The following is an 18,491-nucleotide window of genomic DNA, read 5'->3' on the forward strand; positions in this document are numbered from 1 at the left end:
TCAAACCACCAATACGCGCTATGGAGCATCTGCTAAAAAAAAACACAAAAAAATGGCTCACGATGAACTCACATTAATTTTAACATCATTTATTAATATTTGAGCCAAAAAATAAAGGGTAACTACATGTAAACCATACAATTACCCTTTATTATATCAAAATGATTATCCAAAAAAGTCGGGATGACAGAACTAAAGTCTCCATCGGTTATACCTTTAATATCAAGCCTTTTATCAATTTCAAAAAACCAGGTAACCGAATAGGTAACCCTCGCTACGTTTTTATCCGTAGTAATAAAAGTAAGGCATTAATTCCAAACAAATGCAATCAAATTATGAATTAATAGATAAGTTTCTGTTAGAGCCTAAACTTCATAATTTCCCCCAATAAACCTTTCTGCTATTGAAACCATTTCTGAGTTTCCGCAAATAAATGGAGTCCTTTCATGAAGTTCGCTAGGAATGATCTCCATGATCCTGGTTTCACCATCAATAGCCTTACCTCCGGCCTGTTCCGTTAGAAATGCCATCGGATTACATTCATATAGCAAACGTAGTTTTCCATTTGGTGATGTGGTTCCCTGCGGGTATAAATAAATACCACCCAGCAGCATATTCCTGTGGAAATCTGCAACCAGGGAGCCGGTATATCTTGAAGTAAATGGGCGCCCGTCTTTTTCATCTATTTGCTGTACCCACTTGATATATTTCTTCACTCCATCAGGAAAATGAACATAATTTCCTTCATTCACCGAATAAATTTTACCATGCTCCGGATACCTGATCTGGGGATGGGAAAGAAAGAACGAACCAACACCGGGATCGAAGGTGAAACCGTTCACCCCATTGCCCGTAGTGTAAACCAATATGGTAGAAGTACCGTAAATTAAATAGCCTGCGGCAACCTGGCTATCGCCGGGCTGAAGAAAATCTTCTTTTTTAACTTTGGCCCCGGCAGGAGAAATCCTTCGGTAAATACTGAAAATTGTGCCCACTGTAATATCTACATCAATATTGGAAGAGCCGTCCAGAGGGTCTATAAGTACGATATATTTGGCATCCTTATGCATATCTTCATCAAAAGCCACATAATGCTCAAGCTCTTCAGAAGCAATTCCACAAATCTCTCCGCGATTTTTTAGGGTAGATATAAAAATATCATTGGCTATAATATCCAGTTTAGCCTGGTTTTCACCCTGTATGTTATTGGTTCCCATTTTACCGATAATCTGTGATAAACCAGCCTTATTTATTTTTTCGTTAACCATCTTTGCGGCCAGTTTTATGGAACTTAATAAAGCACTTAATTCTCCCTTGGCATAAGGAAAATCCTTCTGATTCTCAATGATGAATTCTCCTAATGTAATATGTCTTTCCATTTTATTTGTTTTTGGAGGATGCTAGGAAGGAAAAATCTTCTTCAGGTGCCTCTCGTAAAGGTTATAGGTTACGTTTTCTTCTATCTTTGATCTGTTCTTATCCAAAAGTTCCTGAAAATTGTCTTTTTCAGCAGCTAACTTATAAGCGCAGTGTAATAATTGTCGAAAATTGGCATTATAGGCCTTGCTCTTTTGATCATGTCTAAGTGCATCAGCAAAATCCTTTCCGGTCGAAAAATCTTCTGCGGAAGGTAATTCGTCTTTATTTATAGAAAGTACCTCAGCATAATCTTTGGTAAGTTCTTCATATCTTTCCAAAGCTTCAGCATAAATTTCTTTAGCAAAGCTGAAAGTTTCTCCTTCACTTTCAGCCAGGCCAATTAATTCCTCAAGCCAGGTAGTGCCAGCCGTCTTTAAATGCAGACCCATATTGTGCTTTTTAATCAGCTTCTGCATCACCGGGTAAATGGAGAACTTATCGCTACCGCTGTGTACGCTCAATTTTAAATTTGGCGGAAGGCCAAACTCTTTTATGGCAAATTTTAGTACCAGCAGGTCCTCTTCAAATTCCTTTTCAAATTGATTTAAATCCCCTCTGTAATCCACGCCTTTGTTAAATTCTCCCGTAAATTTTGGTGCGATGGTATTAACGGGAACTTTATAATGCGCCAGTGCTGCCAGGATAAAAAATAACTCTACCGGAGATTGCGGATTTTCAACCTCATCTATGGAAACTTCAGTGGAAAACTCCTCTGATTTTTCCGAAGCAATATGCCGGTAAACTTCTCCTGATTTTTTCATGGCCAGCAGAAAATTATCCAGCATTTCCTGAAGCTGCATTTTTGATATTTCTATTCTATGTTCAATTCCGGGAATCTGAAAATCCCCCAGGTACTTTTCAAAAAACTCTAAAAATTCTCTTTCGTCATTTTCCTTAGCTTTTTTTCCAATATAATCGGCTACATCTATGGTAAAAAAATCACTTTGCTTGAGATAAGGATCAACATTTTGTAACCCAATATGATCTGCATCTACAAGATAATCGCCGGTATATTGCAGTTCTTTAACAGCATTATCGGCTTCTTTTCTTACGCTTTCCGGGTTTGTCCCTACCGTTTCGTGCTCCCGGTTAGATTTATTCCAAACAGGGATAACTTCAATACCATTTTCCTGCATTTTGAGCACAGCTTTAAGCTGAGCCTTTCCTTCTTTTCCAAAACGGTCTCCTACTCCAAAGGAATATTTTCCTAATCTTGCCATATTCAATTTTTTATACTCCGCTAAACGCTCCAAAACCTCCATCTACGGGCACTACAATACCAGTGACAAAAGAAGATTCTTCTCCTGCCAGCCAATTGGCTACTCCCTGCAATTCTTCGGGTTCTCCAAAGCGTTTCATTGGAGTCTGATTTACAATTGTTTGTCCACGATCTGTCAAATTTCCGGCTTCATTTAATAAAAGATCACGGTTTTGCTCTCCTATAAAAAAGCCCGGTGCAATGGCATTTACCCTAATCCCATCGCCATATTTTTGTGCCATTTCCACAGCCAGCCATTTCGTAAAATTATCTACGGCCGCTTTGGCAGCGGCATATCCCATTACCCGTGTTAAGGCACGTTGCGCGGCAAGGGAGGAAATATTAATAATACTACCGTTTTTATTTTCTACCATTGCTTTGGAAAAAATCAAAGTAGGCAGCACGGTTCCTTTAAAGTTTAACTGGTTCACCTTATCAAAATCATCCAACTCAAGATCAAAAATACTCTGGTCCGGAGTTATGGTGGCGCCTTTAATATTACCACCCGCAGCATTCACCAGGATATCAACTTTACCGAATTCTGCTTCAATTTTGTCTCTGGCTGAAATTAATTTTTCCTTATCCAGTACATCAGCCACCAGTGAAATTGCTTCCCCGCCAAACTTCTTAATCTCCTCCACTCTCTCCTGCACGGTATCTTCGCTTCTTCCCAGGATGCCAACTTTAGCTCCTTGCTTTGCCAAACCTATAGCAATTGCTCCTCCTAAAACTCCATTTCCACCAGTAACAACGGCAACTTTATTCTCTAATCTGTCCATTTTTATTCTTTTACTGATTTTCTAATGTGTTTACAATTCCAAATTCCAGTCCGCGTAATTCCGCAAGACCTCTCAACCTGCCCACAGCAGAGTAACCGGGATAAAAAGGTTTATCCTGATCGTCCAGCATCTCATGACCATGGTCGGGCCTCATTGGAATTGGTGCTCGGTTATTTTTCTTCTGAAGCTCATAAAATGTCCTTACCAGCTTATACATTTCTGCACTGCCTTCAAGGTGATTGGCCTCATAAAATCTCGAATTTTCGTCCCGCTGAACAGATCGCAGATGCACAAAATGAATCCGGTCAAAATAGGCTTTAATAATTTCAGGTAAATTATTATTTTCTGAAGCTCCTAAACTTCCACTGCAAAAGGTAAGTCCATTGGCTTTTTGCGGCACTTTATCAAAAATATAATCAAAATCTGAAGCTTTACTAACCACCCTTGGCAGCCCAAGCACCGGCCATGGCGGATCATCTGGATGAATGGCCATTACCACTCCGGCTTCTTCAGCTACAGGAATTACTTCCTCTAAAAATTCTACCAGGTGTTCCCTTAACTGTTCTGCTGAAATTGCTTCGTAATCCTTCAGGCCATTTCTTAACTTTTCAAGCGTAAAACCTTCTTTATCACCAGGCAATGCCATCAGCAGACTTTGCTTCAAAACATCCAGTTCCTCCTGCTTCATTTCAGCATATTTTGCTTTGGCTTTTTTTACCATTTCAGCATCATAATCTGCTTCAGCATTATCCCTTTTCAGAATAAACAGATCGAAAATTATAAGGTCTTCCAGATTATGAAGAAGTGCAGTACTGCCGTCTTCCAGCTGATATCTTACATTGGTCCTTAACCAGTCCAGCACGGGCATAAAATTGTAGCACACCCGGGTGACCCCGCATTTGCCAAGGTTTATAAGACTTTGCTTATAGTTTTCAATATATTTCCCCCTGTCACTCCTTGCCTGCTTAATATGTTCATGTACAGGAAGGCTTTCCACTACGTTCCAGTGCAGCGGAAAAGGGTTCTCTTTATTGCTTTCCTCCAGCAGTTTCTTTCGCTTTTCAATCTCTTCCACCGTCCAAACGTCCCCTACAGGAATATGATGTAAAGCAGTAACCACTCCATTTGCACCGGCCTGTTTTATGGTTTGAAGTTTCACGGGATCCTGAGGGCCGTACCACCTCCAACTTTGTTCAAATATTTGTTTCATATAATTCAAATCTTATCAGAAACTTTCAAGTTACTAATTGTTTTTTTAATTTCTTTCCACGGGATTAATTTATAACCTGCTCCTCTTTCAGCCACTTTTCACATAAATCCTTCCACTCGTCAGTCAAAACAGATTCATTTGTAATTCCTATGGCATGTTGTCCTTTCGGAAAAAAGTGCAGACTCCCCTTTACCCCACTTTTCATCATAGCTTCATAAAAGAGAATACTATTCATAGCGCTTACAGATTTATCGTTCTGTGCATGCACCAAAAAAGAAGGCGGCGTATTCTCATTTACATGTAATTCATTAGAGTATTCTTTAATTAATTTTTCGGAAGGGGATTCGCCAAAGAAGTTTTGTATACTTCCCTCATGAGCATATTTCCCGAAGCTTATCACCGGGGAGATCAATACCATGAAATTGGGCTTAAAAGAATAATCGTTTAGCGTGTCATTCTTTATTGCTGAAAAATCTTCTGAATGTGTACCTAAAGTAGTTGCAAGGTGACCTCCGGCTGATGTTGCAAAAATCCCGATTTTCTCCGGGTCTATTTTATATTTTTCAGCATTGGCCCTAATGATTTTCATGGCGCGCTGCGCATCCTGGATGGGCCCTTTGTAACTAACTTTTAAATCTGGAGAAGTGGGCAGCCGATAATTAAGTACAAAAGCCGGAATTCCCATGGTGTTAAACCACTTGGCAACCTGAAATCCGCCAAGATTGTACGTGAGATGATGGTATCCACCCGAAGGAAGTATTAGAACTACAGCGCCCTTATTTTCTTCATTAGCAGGAAAAAAACTGTAAAATCCTGGTTCAGCAACCTGGGTGATACGCTGATTTTTTTCAATATGTTCCAGCTTTAAACCCTTAGAATTAGGCATATTTCCTTCCGGCCAGATGGCAGTAAATTCCTGCGCTATTCCGGCACTGCCAGCAAGAAAAAGTATAAAGCCGAAAATTGCATTTTTCATATCTTCTTTTTACAGAAAATCCTCCCTCACCGGGCTAAACACATCTATTAAAATGCCTGCTTCAAGACATTCTGCCCCATGTTTTAAATTAGGATGTACAAAAAAAGTATCTCCTGCCTCAAGGATTTCGGATTCGCCACCTATGGTGATTTTAAACTTTCCGGAAGCAACATACGAAGATTGTGTGTGATAATGATCATGTACATACCCGGTCGCTCCTTTTTCAAATTTTACCTTAACCATCATCATCTGAGTGTTATGGCCGGTAATCTTCCTGGTGATGCCATCCCCGGCGTCTTCCCATGCCGATTCCTTTTCTTTTAAAAATGTTTTTCCGTGTAGCATATTTTACTTTTTGAACCATTGATTTATTTACTATCTGTTCATTTTTTCCATTTATGAAAAAACTAACCAAAAAAATCCAGGCTTACGAATCTTTATCTGAATTTATTGTTCAGCACCTAAATTTTAGCAATTCGTTAGAAAATTCTATCTAAAGAAAATATTAATGTAGCTCAAAGCCTAAAATTTCACGGTGCCTTCACTTCAAATTCCACGATAAATATTCGATAAGCCAAAAAACCCTATTAAATTAAATTACCGTCTCCTATATGAAGTAAGAATACTGATAGCGGAAAAGGAATTTTAATATTTCTTTTCCCATTCGGGGTATTCCCGCTTCAGCAACTCTTCAGCATAATTGTCTATATAGTTATAACCTACTCTGCGTTCCTGCTCAATATCGGCCAGGTGGGATTTAATTATTCCATCGCGGCCTACAAAAATCGGCTTCCCGGTTTTAATATCATTAAATCGTCCCCAAAGCGGACCACCATCAGAATCCTGAACCACTACCCTGTCGTGTCCTTCAACATAAGAGGTATCTTTTATCCAAACTACTTTTTCCCCCATCACCTTATGCTCATCAAACCATTGCACAGCGCTCCTAATCGACTTTTTCACTTCTTCGGAAGGTTTTTTCAGCTTCAGCAAATATTCCACAATTCCCGCACTTTCTTTTCCGCTTAATGATGGAAGCTCGTAAGCTCTTGCTTTAGCGGGACTAAAATCATCTTTATCGTGTTGCGCGCACCAGATGGTTAGATTTCCATCCACTTTTACCTGGGTTGCCAGAATCACTTCCAGGCCTTTATTTATAGCTTTTTGAGCCTTTTTCTTTCGCTTTGCATCTACAAAAGTGTAGCCTGGCTTTTCTTTAGCTATGTCCCGCAATAAATTCATCACACCAATCATTGCGCCGTCATTGTAAGTAATATGCTCATAATACCCCTCCTTTATTGGGTAAAATTGCGGCCATCCGCCATTTTCATATTGTGCTTCCAAAAGATAATCTACTCCATCCAGGAAAGCATTTTTGTATTTTTCCTCACTAGTGGCACTATAAATTTTCGCCAGATAATTTAGCTGCGTATGCGTGGCGCCGTTATCTATAGTAGTTCCCACTTCTTCAGATTTCTGCGCTCTCAGCTTATCTTTCTCTGCGGAAGTCAGCTTATCTGCCATATTAATATTCTTATACCAACCGCCGTTATTATGCTGGTACAGCAAAACATTATCGGCAATGCGCTGCGCTTCTCCGGAAGCATACCATTCTTTATCCTGTTGCTGCGCCTGGCCCCAGGAAATTTCTTTGCTTTGAGCAAAAACTGCCTGTTGTGCTGTAATGCCAAAGCATATACCGAAAATGGCAATTTTTAAACCTCTCTTTAAATCATTCTTGTCTATCATCATCTTATTTTTATTTCTTCATTAATTCTTTTTCCAATACTTCTGGTTCTATAAATTTCTTCAACTCCAGATTTTGATTTGCTATTTCCTGAAGTGCAAGGCTGGCCACAATGATCGCTCCTTTTTCAGATAAATGCGTATCATCATGCCTGCCATCAGGCTCATAAGGGTCTTCCCCGGGTTCTAAATGAAGATGAATATTTTTAGAATCTTCGGGACCATAAGCAATTTCCAGTTGTTCTGTAAGTAACTGCATATCGATAAATGGTACCTCAAGATATTCAGCAACCATTCTGGTTACCAAAGGATATTCACCATGAGTATCTAACAATACTCCTTCTTCATTAAATTTTCTCCGCACGATAGAACTCATCAAAACTGGCGTTGCACCTTTTTCACGAGTTTCCTGTACAAATTTTTCCAGGTTAGCCCGATATTGGGTAAATGGATTGGTATATCGGCTGGAATCTTTCACCTTCTGATCATTATGCCCAAACTGAATAAAAACGAAATCGCCTGGTTGAAGTTTATTTTTAACCGCTCTCCAGCGACCTTCCGAAATAAAGCTTCGAGTACTACGGCCATTCACCGCATGATTTTCAATATTAATTTCTGAAGTCATTAATTCCGGTAACATCTGTCCCCAGCCATGTTCGGGATTTTTCTCCGGATCCTTTTTATCAGACATGGTAGAGTCTCCTATAAGATATAAGCTAGGATTTTGCTGAGCTGAAACCGCTGCGGAACACATAAGGAGAATATAGAAAATAATATTTTTCATTCGAAATTGGTTTTTAATTTTTAAGGTCAGAAGCAGCATTTTCATCTTTCATAATTTCAGAAGCCCAATACCAGTCTTTGTTTTTGCTGAAAATATTCTTTAACGTGTATTTCTCTACTTCTTTATCGCTTAACTGATGCGACCATTCTACCCGTTGATTTGGAGCAGCCCCGGGACCCGAACTATTATATTCAGCATAGTATGCCGTTCTTTCCTTGTTCGGAAACATTTCATCTCCCTTCCAGGGATTCCATCCTTCCGGCACTATATGTTCGCCAAGTTCAGAATTGATAAATACCGTTTTGGCATAGGAACGCCACGGCCTGCCAAGGAAAACCTCATTTACACCTTCCGCAGCTATTAATTTACAATTGATAAAAACATAACCAAACTCCTGGTTTTGTGGTGTGGCCGCAGCCGTTACATAAGAATCCCGCATGCTTTTTATGGTACAATTTTTAAATACCACCGTAGCTTCGCCAAAAATAAAATCGGTGGTACCTTCTATATAACAGTCAGCGAATAGTTGCCGACTCCCTTCCGTAGCGGTATAAATCGTGTCCTGGCAGCCCAGGATATTACAGTTTTTAATCACAAACCTGTCGCCCTCCACATGCAGCGCCACTGCCTGTCCTTCGCCACAGGAAGAATTTTTAACAGTGAGGTTTTCAATTTTAATATCGTCGCCCTGCACCAGGACCGTGTAGGAAGTAAAGGTGGAGTGTTTTTTTCCGGTTTTGGGATTTGCCTTTCCGGAAAAATCATTATTCACAATAATGGTTTCTTCCTTACTTTCCCCTCTCAGCGTTAACTGATGTTTCCAGCTGGGGATTTCCAGTTTTTCATTATAGGTTCCATTTTTTATATGAATTACCACTTCCCCGGGGCCAAGATCTCGGGTAGAGTTTATAGCTTCCTGAATTTTGGCAAAATCGCCTGAACCGTCCTGCGCCACCTTAATTTCCCGATAGGCCTTTTTAGCCGAAGAGGAATTCTGCAGCACCTTATCCAGGAAAGCAGTGGTTAAATTCAAAGTTTCCTCAAACCAGGGATGCATCAGCCAAAAGGAATGTGGGGAATTTTCTAATGTGTGGACTTCATGATAGATATCATTCTCCTCCAGAATCTCCGTCATATCATCTCTCCCGGCATGAAACCTGGCATAAGAACTATTTATAAATAGCGTAGGCGGTGTATTTTTATCTACATATTCCAATGGGGAAGCTTCTTTCCAGACTTCAGGCTTTTGGTCTTTGGAACCGCCTAACCAGGTACCGGCCATCCAGCCTTCCTCTGCTTCAGGATGAACAAATGAAACAATGCCATCTATATTCACGATCGCCTGAACATTATCCGAAAAACTATTGTTTTCAGTATTATAAATTTCGGCATCGGGAGTAACACCAATTAAAGTAGCAAGTTGTGCTCCCGCCGAAGCTCCCAAAACGGCAATATTCGACTTATCTATATGATACTTTTCGGCATTTTTCCGCATCCATTTCACAGCGTCTTTTAAATCTAATACTCCCGCCGGATAAATGGCTTCTGTACCCAGTCTATAAGCGGCAGTTACGGCAATATACCCGTTTTGTGCAAGATGCTGAGCCATTACCCGCTCATTTTCCTTGCTCCCGGTAAGCCAGCCGCCGCCATGAATTAATAAAACCCCAGGATATTTTTGGCCATTTTCGGCCTTGGGCATATACACATCTGCCTTTATATCCTTTTCGGGAGTCTTCTTAAAAACCACATTTTCTTCGGAAATAATTTTTTCTGAAACAAGCGGCTCTACAGGTTTTATAAATGGGTAATCCTTCTTTAGTTTTTCATAGCTAGTCTGGATGGTATAGGGCTCAATTTCGTGTTCCTGGGTCTGGGCTTTCAGCATAAAAAAACTGAAAACTGTCAGTATAAATAAATGTTTTCTTAGTGCCATTTGATGGAGCATTTGAATTTTTGTCTTATTTATTTCTGCTTCAAATAGAATGAATGTATCTGATTATTTCTGAAGACTATATTATTCAGCAATTCCTGACTCAAGAGCGCCTAAATCCGGAGCTTCTCCCGAATTTGTTTTCTCCAGAATAACGCCAGCATTTACAAGTTTGCTGTTTTTTTGAGGACGCATAAAACCAATATCTGGCAAACTGCCATCTTTTTTCCTTGGCGCAGATAATTCAGAAATATCAGTGGAAACAAAATCATTTTCAGAAACATTCAAATCCATCTGCCAGCTATTGTTCTTTACCTCTTCCACTTCAGCATTATATTTCCCCAATTCCCCGAGAACGAGGCTGTTGATAATTGTAATTTTTGCGAGTCCGTTCTTTTCCGAAAAAGCAAGATTTCTTCCGTTCCCTGTAGCAGAACAATTAATAATGGAAACTGTTCCCCGGTTGCTGTTGTGGTCAAACCCATCGCTCACATTATTCACCGCCATACAGCGATAATAAGAAGCATTATGTTTGCGGGTTTTGTTATCACTCCCGCCGGTTTTAAAGCCGTTGCCATCGCCTTTTCCTTTAGTTCCATCCTTTAAATAACCGTTATTAAAAGCCCAGCAATTTTCGTAGGTGGTTTGAATATTGTCGGCTTCCCGGAGGTAACCGTCCCATCCATCATCAAGATTGTTCCATGCACGGCAACCAATAAATTTATTTCCTGAACCAACATCCATTTTAACGGCAAAGCCATCGGCATTTTCCAGTTTTGAATCGGCGTTATAAAATGAATCACAGTTTAAAATGGTGTTTTTTGAGGCAGCATCATCCAGCTGAAGCCCTGTATCTGCACATTCCGAAAAACTGCAAAATTCAATGAGATTGTTATTTCCCCTAATATGCAGGCCATTATCGCCGGCTTTATAAAACTGGAACCCCTTAATATACCAGTTATCGGCTTTTAGTACGATTCCCTGGTTAGAAGAATTCTCTTCCATAGCCGAAAAATCCAGTTTCGGGCGTTCCCCACTGCTACTACCAACCAGATAAATTTTGTTGGAAGCAGTACCGGAATCATTTATATAAATTCGCTCTTTTAGCACATAATCCCCGGCATGAACAAAAATAGAGTCCCCGGGGCTGGCGTGGTCTATAGCTTTGATAAGCTGAGTAGCAGTACGAACTTCAATTAGATTTGTGCCTTTTTTTCCTGACTGTACGCCTGCAGTTTTTTGCTGAATATCGCCACTCGGAATATTACTTTTTGAAAAATCTATATTTTCACTTTTTCCTGAAACCTGTACCGCAGCCCCGTCTTTATTCTCCTGATAATTTATGTTCTTTAACTGAACATCTTTAACATTATACAGTACCAGTGCCGGGCCATTTTTCTGAAGAATCTTTACATTTTTCAGTCCTATGCTATTGACATCTATAACAGTAATTCCCTCTTCAGTCTCAAAAATGGCATTTTTAAGGTATACATCCTTTAGTTTCATTTCGGGCAATCCCATAAAAAAGGCAGCTTTATGGGAATTGGTAGCTGTGATATTCTTCATATAAATATCGCGAAAGGAAGGTGTTTCCTCGGTAACCGGAACTACAGTTTCATCACGTGCCTCATCGGCAGCATCCTGGTCTCCTTCAAGAATGGGGGAATTTCCGCCGTAAAAAAGGTTAAATCGAATGGCTTCAGTAGGAATATTAATCATATTTATATTGGAGATATAAATTTTTTCCACCACGCCACCGCGGCCACGGGTACTTTTAAACCTAAGGCCAACATCGGTTCCCATAAAAGTACAATTGGAAACATGCACATTTTTCACGCCGCCAGACATTTCACTGCCAATAACAAATCCGCCATGCCCGTGATAGACGATATTATTCTTTACGATCACATTTTCGGTTGGTATTCCACGCTCACGCCCGTCTTCATTTTTACCTGATTTAAAGCAAATCGCATCGTCTCCAACATCAAAGGTATTGTTGTAGATCACCACATTTTTACAGGATTCCAGATCGAGCCCATCGCCATTTTGAGAATACCACGGATTTCTTACGGTAAGGTTTCGAATAGTAATATCCTCGCTCATTAACGGATGAATGTTCCATGCGGGTGAATTTTGAAAAGTTGGCCCGTCCAGCAGAATCTTTTTACTGTTGACAATGCTCACCATCACCGGCCTTAAAAAATCTTTGACCAACGCTAATTCTTTATCCGAAACTTTATCGGGTACATTAAAATTAGTGGTACTATTATATCCCTTTTTAGCACTTTCTGTAGGAAACCACATTTTCTGATCTTCAGACAACACACCACCGGATTTTACCAGGTCGTCCCACTGGGAGCTCGTCATTTTTCCCTTTTTCACCGGTCTCCACGCACCTCCACTACCATCTATTACCCCTTTCCCGGTAATGGCGATATTTTCAACATTATTGGCATTAATGGGGGATTCATTACGAACGGTATTTAAACCTTCAAAACTGGTTTTAATAAGCTCATAATCATCAAAATCTTTGCTGAAGAAAATAAAAGCTCCATCTTCCAGGTGCAGGTTAATATTACTGCGGAAGTGAATAGGCCCGGTAAGCCACATGCCTCTGGGCACCACTACTTTTCCGCCGCCATTTTCGGCAACATCGGCAATGGCTTTTTTAAAAGCTTCTGTATTTTTCTGAAGGCCATCCCCCACAGCACCAAATTGCACAATATTAACCTCATATTTAGGAAACTGAGGCTCCTGTACTTCGGGCATGTCAAATTCAATATTATCATAAATCTGTGCAGGATCCCATGCGGAATTTTGCTGCGCATGGAGCATTCCAAAGCTTAAAAAGCTAAAGAATACCAGAAAGCTTTTAGCGGATATTTTCATTTATTTTTTTAAAAAGATTATTTGGTAATTCTAAAATACTGCACATCTGCGTAGCCGCCCCTTTTTGCTTCCTGAGTGCTTACACTAAACAAGCCCACTTTAGCTCCAATCCACTTCCCGGGCTGCGCTTTGAAAGCTTCCCCTATACTCGTGAATTTTTTACCATTTTCGCTATAACTAAACCGGCAGGTAGCATCCGGAGCACTAACTTCCAGACGAAAAACAACTTCGTTGGAATCAATTCTTTTTTCGGCAATAGTAACTTCCTCTTCCCCACCTATAGCATCGATAGCCTGTGTTTGCCTGATGATGAAACCATTTCCATCATGGGTTAAGGTTAGGGTGGCATAGTCCATCCCCATAACTATAAGTCCGGCTCGTTTGCCCTCTTCGGCTTCCTCTGGAAAAATGCTGATTTTTGTTGTAGCCTTAAAATCCGGAGCCGGAAATTTTTGCAATAAAAGGTTTGGTGTCATCCAAAGATTAGGAGCATCTTCAGGAGTTTTAATGGAGAACAACCTTAAATAATCATTCCCGGGAAGTTTGGCGTGCCACACTACTTTTGGATTGGCATGCCACTGCCATTGCAGTCCAAGGCTATCACCTTCAAACTCTGTACTTTCCACAGGGGTTACCACAGGATAATTTTTACCTACATCAGGTTTTTTGTGAGTTTTTACAGGCTCTCCAATTCCGTTGCCATCTTTGTCCTCACCCATCACAGGCCAGTCATTTTTCCAACTCATCGGCTGCAAATGCACAATCCGGCCATAAGCTTCCACATCCTGGAAATGGTAAAACCAGTCCTCACCTCCAGGCGTTTCTACCCATGCTCCCTGGTGTGGACCATTAATATTGGTACTTCCCTGTTCTAAAACTACCTTTTCTTCATAAGGTCCATAAATATTCCTCGATCTTAAAATTAACTGCCAGCCTGTGGAAACGCCCCCGGCAGGAGCAAAAATATAGTAATAGCCGTTTCTCTTATAAAACTTTGCTCCTTCGATGGTTGGCTGATTATCGTGACCATCAAAAACATGGCGGCCGGCATCTAAAACTTTAGTGCCATCAGTATTCATCTTATTCACGCTGAGCAAGCTTTTCACTCCTGCGCGGCTGCCCGCATAGGCATGAACCAGATAAGCTTTGCCATCATCATCCCATAGTGGCGACGGATCTATAAGCCCTTTGCCTTCCATTACCAGTACCGGCTCATCCCAATTACCATAAGGATCATCGGTTTTCACCATGTAAATACCATAGTCGGGGTCTCCCCAGTAAATATATAGTTCATTATTATGAGAGCGGATGCTTGGGGCCCAAACTCCATTTCCATGCTGCGGAACCGAAAAATTTTCTTCCGGCACCTGCTTTGGTAAAGCATAATTGATAAGCTTCCAGTTCACCATGTCCCTGGAATGCAGAATAGGCAAACCGGGCGCGGCGTTAAAGCTGGAAGCAGTCATATAATAATCCTCACCTACCCTAGTGACATCAGGATCGGAATAATCGGCATACAGAATGGGATTGGTAAATGTACCATCCTCATTATCTGACACCCAGACTTCAGATTTATATTCATCCTGATGCTGGGCAGAAATATTGATTGTAAATGCTAAGAAAAGAAAAGCAGTTAAGCGCCTCATTTTAAATAATTTCATTATCTATTTAACTGAAGGCTGGCAAGGATAAATGGTCCTGTACCTTTTGGATCGTTGCTCCTGATTTCTTCATTTACATAATATTCATAAGAGGCATCACGATAAGGATCTCCACCAAGCCCGGCTACCGCGCATACCTGGTTTAGATTTACCACTCCGTTTTCTTCAACGCTAATTAGATTATTCAGGATTCCTTCATATCCTTTTTTGGCCACTTCCAAATATTTCTCAGGCAAATAACCGTTTTTCACCCCTTTCGCAAAGGTGTAAGTAAACATAGAAGAACCTGAAGCTTCCAGGTAGTTCCCTTCCCTGTCGCCCTGGTCTAAAACCTGGTACCAAAGTCCGGATTCTTTATCCTGAACTTTAGTCACCGCTTCAGCAAATTCATTTAAATAATTAATAATTTTTTCACGGCCCTGGTGATCTTCCGGGAGGTAATCAAGTACATCTACCATAGCCATTCCATACCAACCCATGGCACGAGACCAGAAATTGGGAGAAGTTCCAGTTTCCTTATTTGCCCATTTTTGCTGTTTGCTGGAGTCCCAGCCATGGTACAACAAGCCGGTTTCTTCATCTTTTGCGTACTGCTGAATAAGTTCAAACTGATGCACAATATCATCATAAGCTTCCTGTGCCTTTTCTCCTTCACTGAACATTTGAGTGTAGTGAGCATAAAATGGATGCGCCATATATAATCCATCCAGCCACATTTGCTGCGTATAACGTTCCTTATGCCAAAATCCGCCTTCTTTGGTGCGTGGTTGCGTTTCTATCTGACTTCTTAAAAGCTTCAGTGCTTCCAGAAAACGTTCTTCGTTAGTCTTTGGGTAAAGGAACAAAAGCACATTGCCAGAATTTAGCATATCCAGGTTCTGGTCAGTTAAATCATAGGTTCTAATATCACCTTCCTCCGTAACCATTGTATCGGCATAATCGTAGATATAATCGTAATACCGCTCATCCTGCGTCTGCTGAAAAACCTCTTTGGCGGCTTTCAACACAAGTCCGTTGGTATAGCTCCATTTTGGCTCTTCCCGAAAATCAAGCTTTGAAGCTTCCGGAAAACGATGAATTTCAGATTGCAACATTCTCTCCGACCATTTGAGATCTTCAGGAACAATCTTTTCCTCATTTGCGGCAACTATCTCTTCCCCTGCCTTATCTTCAGCATCTTTGCAAGAGGTAAAGGAAGCTGTAAATGCCAGCATTAGCATAAATAAAGGGAGTCGTTTTTTTTGAATTATCATCATCGTTATTTTAATGCATTATTGGAATCTAAATTTTGCAGCAGCTCATCAAGATTCGAAACAAAATCTTCTTCTGTTGTAATCCCTTCTTTTTCTTGTTCCCAGGCGCCAAGAAGATAATAAGTAACTTTATCTGAAGTTGGTTTAAAAATCAGAAGATGATCGTCCGGGCCTTCTACTTGTTGTGCCAATTCATCTTTTTTGTAGAAAATTGCCATTCCCAGCTCATCTTCATCATTTACCAAAGTTTGAGCGCCATAAGTAGCGATATAGGCCCAGTTTCCTCCTTCACTTTCCTTCTGAATTAGCGGCACATCCTCAAATTTCACAATCCCGGTAGTTAATCCCTCAATTTCTGCGGAAGGAGATAATTCTACCTGAGTATACCGGCCTTCAGGATAAATAGTAAGTTCTGCATCAAGGTCTATGGTTTCCTCTCCGGTTTGCCAGCCTTCGTAAGTAATTGCTACGGAAGAACTGCCTGCTGAATTGTTCACTTCAGCATGGGTATTTTGCACATTTCTGAAATGCGCCACCGTATCATTCATATATCTTCCATACCCACCAATTCCCAGGGATTTTCCGGCCTTTAAAATATCCTGGCCCCATGGAGCGGCCTCATGGTAAGAATCGAAATTATCCTGGCCTACATAAGGAAGCACCATTGTATCCGCTTTTTTTCCGAAGATATCTATAGCGTTTCTCCAATCCAGGTACAACCTGTAGCCTACCTGACTATTTTCCCAGCCCGGACCTTCATATCTAATGAACCAGCTGTGGTCTGTATGTTCTTTAGGCACATCAAGATTTTCCACATTTTTAAATTGCCCATCTATATATTCCCGGCCTTCCCAATGTCCGCCTTCCTTTACAGAAATCTCGGCATAAGTATCATATTGCGGCTCTGCAATTTGAATTTTAGATTCAGCATCTTCAGCAGAAGTTTGTTCTTGTTCTTTTCCGTCCTTACAGGAAAACAGTGCCAGAGATGCTACAACAGGTATTAGAAATATTTTTTTCATCATTTAATAATTTTTCAGTGGTAATTAGCTAATTTTTTGATTAGTATTTTTGACCGTTTATAGTGGTGTTGACGAATTTTATAGGCTCACAATTTTCTACAGATAAAGGTGTTTCTGTACTCTTTATAGTCACGTTGGTAAAATTCACATTTTCGACCGGAGACTGTTCTCTTCCTTTAATAAGAATTCCATATTCCCCGCCATTTTCCACCTGAACATCTTCAAGGTAAATGTTTTTTATTGTGGGAATAAATTCCCCTTCCTGGTTGGCATAAATTCCATAATGAGTGTTTATTTTAAGAACGGCTTCCTTTACCTGCCCCACCTGCACATTCTTTACATATACATTCTCCACAAAGCCTCCTCTTAAAGTATTTGTTTTAATCCTGATTGCCCTGTCCAGGTTAGGACTGTCCATTCTGCAATTTCTCACGAAAACATTCCTCACTCCCGCAGAAATTTCGCTTCCCATAACCACACCTCCATGACCGTCTTTCATTTCGCAATTTTCAACAATTATATTTTGACTTGGAATTGCCACTCTGCGACCATCATTATTCCGACCGGATTTTATGGCAATACAATCGTCCCCGGTATCAAAAAGACAATTTTTAATATGAACATTTGTAGAATATTCAGGATCGCAACCATCGTTGTTAGGGCCGTGACTTCTTACTGTTACCCCGTCTACTGTCACATTATTAGATTTAATTGGATGCAACACCCAAAAAGGAGCATTGGTAAAAGTAACCCCCTGCACTAGAACGTTTTCGCAATCAAAAGGCTCAAAAAATGTAGGACGAAGATTATAACCTTCCCCAAAAGTACGCTCCTCTACAGGCAATCCATCTTCATTCATTTTCCTAAGCCGCGGAAGATTTTGCTCATCAGTTTGTTTTGGCATCTCTTCTTTAAAGCCATATTCATCTTTTCCAACCCAGTTCCACCAGTTCTCGTTATCTGCCTGGCCGTTGAAAACTCCTTTTCCGGTAACCGCGATATTCTTCTGCCCGTAAGCATAAATTAGCGGAGAATAATTCATAAGCTCCACTCCTTCATAAGAAGTATGAACCATAGGAAGATAAGCCTTTTTGTCCCGGGTAAAAAGGATTTCGGCGCCTTCAGAAAGATGAAAATTTACATTACTTTTTAAATGTATGGGGCCTGTAAGATATTTACCCGCAGGAACCAAAACCATCCCCCCCCCGGCAACATTACATTCAGCAATTGCCTTTTTAAAAGCTTCACTGTTGTTGGTGACACCATCTCCGGAAGCTCCAAAATCTTTTACATTAAAAGTTTTGTCTGGAAACTGGGGAACAACAATATCATTTATAATTTTATCTGCCTGTTTCCAGGCGGTTGCAGAATCTTTTCCCGCTTTACAGGAGACAAACTGTAATCCTGCTAAAATGCTGAAGGCAGCGAAAATTCTGAAGAAAACTTTGTATTTCATATATTAAATTTTTGTAATCGATTGCACTAAAATAACAAAGCTTTATCAATTAGCATAATTTTTTATCTTAAAAATAATACATTGCTAAAATCAGGTTAGTTTCAG

Annotated in this window: 14 protein-coding genes; all 14 read right to left on the reverse strand. The window is 40.4% G+C overall.

All coding sequences use genetic code 11. The annotated features are described in order from the left end of the window. Positions 1–365 precede the first annotated feature (365 nt). A complete protein-coding gene (fbp, locus tag RM529_RS05095) occupies positions 366–1,379 on the reverse strand; it encodes a class 1 fructose-bisphosphatase (protein ID WP_311483669.1) in 1,014 nt (337 codons plus the stop codon). Between the two features lie 21 nt (positions 1,380–1,400). Then, on the reverse strand, positions 1,401–2,639 hold the full coding sequence (locus tag RM529_RS05100; protein WP_311483670.1) for a tagaturonate epimerase family protein: 1,239 nt from the start codon (positions 2,637–2,639) through the stop codon (positions 1,401–1,403). Between the two features lie 10 nt (positions 2,640–2,649). Next, positions 2,650–3,456, reverse strand: coding sequence for an SDR family oxidoreductase (locus RM529_RS05105; protein ID WP_311483671.1), 807 nt, complete (start codon positions 3,454–3,456; stop codon positions 2,650–2,652). A 10-nt stretch (positions 3,457–3,466) separates the two neighbouring features. Continuing rightward, positions 3,467–4,666 (reverse strand): mannonate dehydratase, encoded by a 1,200-nt coding sequence (uxuA, locus tag RM529_RS05110; protein ID WP_311483672.1) that lies wholly within the window; start codon positions 4,664–4,666, stop codon positions 3,467–3,469. Between the two features lie 64 nt (positions 4,667–4,730). Beyond that, entirely contained in the window at positions 4,731–5,642 is a 912-nt protein-coding gene (locus tag RM529_RS05115) for an alpha/beta hydrolase (protein WP_311483673.1), read from the reverse strand. 9 nt (positions 5,643–5,651) lie between these two features. Continuing rightward, positions 5,652–5,987, reverse strand: coding sequence for a cupin domain-containing protein (locus RM529_RS05120; protein ID WP_311483674.1), 336 nt, complete (start codon positions 5,985–5,987; stop codon positions 5,652–5,654). Positions 5,988–6,287: 300 nt separating this feature from the next. Then, complete coding sequence (pelA, locus tag RM529_RS05125) at positions 6,288–7,394, reverse strand: pectate lyase (RefSeq protein ID WP_311483675.1); 1,107 nt, start codon at positions 7,392–7,394, stop codon at positions 6,288–6,290. A 7-nt stretch (positions 7,395–7,401) separates the two neighbouring features. Continuing rightward, positions 7,402–8,172, reverse strand: a complete 771-nt coding sequence (locus RM529_RS05130) for a rhamnogalacturonan acetylesterase (protein WP_311483676.1) — start codon at positions 8,170–8,172, stop codon at positions 7,402–7,404. 13 nt (positions 8,173–8,185) lie between these two features. Then, positions 8,186–10,108: a pectinesterase family protein gene (locus tag RM529_RS05135; RefSeq protein WP_311483677.1), complete on the reverse strand. Its 1,923-nt coding sequence runs from the start codon at positions 10,106–10,108 to the stop codon at positions 8,186–8,188. Between the two features lie 81 nt (positions 10,109–10,189). Then, the gene (locus RM529_RS05140; RefSeq protein ID WP_311483678.1) at positions 10,190–12,994 is read right to left on the reverse strand and encodes a right-handed parallel beta-helix repeat-containing protein; all 2,805 of its coding nucleotides are present in this window, start codon (positions 12,992–12,994) and stop codon (positions 10,190–10,192) included. Between the two features lie 17 nt (positions 12,995–13,011). Then, the gene (locus RM529_RS05145) at positions 13,012–14,640 is read right to left on the reverse strand and encodes a glycoside hydrolase family 43 protein (RefSeq protein ID WP_311483679.1); all 1,629 of its coding nucleotides are present in this window, start codon (positions 14,638–14,640) and stop codon (positions 13,012–13,014) included. Between the two features lie 14 nt (positions 14,641–14,654). Then, on the reverse strand, positions 14,655–15,911 hold the full coding sequence (locus RM529_RS05150; protein WP_311483680.1) for a glycoside hydrolase family 88/105 protein: 1,257 nt from the start codon (positions 15,909–15,911) through the stop codon (positions 14,655–14,657). Positions 15,912–15,913: 2 nt separating this feature from the next. After that, complete coding sequence (locus RM529_RS05155; protein WP_311483681.1) at positions 15,914–16,933, reverse strand: DUF4861 family protein; 1,020 nt, start codon at positions 16,931–16,933, stop codon at positions 15,914–15,916. A gap of 37 nt (positions 16,934–16,970) precedes the next feature. Beyond that, positions 16,971–18,386, reverse strand: a complete 1,416-nt coding sequence (locus RM529_RS05160) for a glycoside hydrolase family 28 protein (protein ID WP_311483682.1) — start codon at positions 18,384–18,386, stop codon at positions 16,971–16,973. Positions 18,387–18,491 lie beyond the last annotated feature (105 nt).

It is taken from the genome of Autumnicola edwardsiae (assembly GCF_031846505.1).
Taxonomy (GTDB): Bacteria; Bacteroidota; Bacteroidia; order Flavobacteriales; family Flavobacteriaceae; genus Autumnicola; species Autumnicola edwardsiae.

Bases quoted from the DNA above. Each gene is read 5' to 3' on its own strand.
- RM529_RS05120 (WP_311483674.1), bottom strand. From the start codon at position 5,987: ATGCTACACGGAAAAACATTTTTAAAAGAAAAGGAATCGGCATGGGAA.
- RM529_RS05140 (WP_311483678.1), bottom strand. From the start codon at position 12,994: ATGAAAATATCCGCTAAAAGCTTTCTGGTATTCTTTAGCTTTTTAAGC.
- RM529_RS05155 (WP_311483681.1), bottom strand. From the start codon at position 16,933: ATGATGAAAAAAATATTTCTAATACCTGTTGTAGCATCTCTGGCACTG.
- pelA (WP_311483675.1), bottom strand. From the start codon at position 7,394: ATGATGATAGACAAGAATGATTTAAAGAGAGGTTTAAAAATTGCCATT.
- RM529_RS05135 (WP_311483677.1), bottom strand. From the start codon at position 10,108: ATGGCACTAAGAAAACATTTATTTATACTGACAGTTTTCAGTTTTTTT.
- RM529_RS05150 (WP_311483680.1), bottom strand. From the start codon at position 15,911: ATGATGATAATTCAAAAAAAACGACTCCCTTTATTTATGCTAATGCTG.
- RM529_RS05160 (WP_311483682.1), bottom strand. From the start codon at position 18,386: ATGAAATACAAAGTTTTCTTCAGAATTTTCGCTGCCTTCAGCATTTTA.
- RM529_RS05100 (WP_311483670.1), bottom strand. From the start codon at position 2,639: ATGGCAAGATTAGGAAAATATTCCTTTGGAGTAGGAGACCGTTTTGGA.
- RM529_RS05115 (WP_311483673.1), bottom strand. From the start codon at position 5,642: ATGAAAAATGCAATTTTCGGCTTTATACTTTTTCTTGCTGGCAGTGCC.
- RM529_RS05105 (WP_311483671.1), bottom strand. From the start codon at position 3,456: ATGGACAGATTAGAGAATAAAGTTGCCGTTGTTACTGGTGGAAATGGA.
- uxuA (WP_311483672.1), bottom strand. From the start codon at position 4,666: ATGAAACAAATATTTGAACAAAGTTGGAGGTGGTACGGCCCTCAGGAT.
- RM529_RS05130 (WP_311483676.1), bottom strand. From the start codon at position 8,172: ATGAAAAATATTATTTTCTATATTCTCCTTATGTGTTCCGCAGCGGTT.
- fbp (WP_311483669.1), bottom strand. From the start codon at position 1,379: ATGGAAAGACATATTACATTAGGAGAATTCATCATTGAGAATCAGAAG.
- RM529_RS05145 (WP_311483679.1), bottom strand. From the start codon at position 14,640: ATGAGGCGCTTAACTGCTTTTCTTTTCTTAGCATTTACAATCAATATT.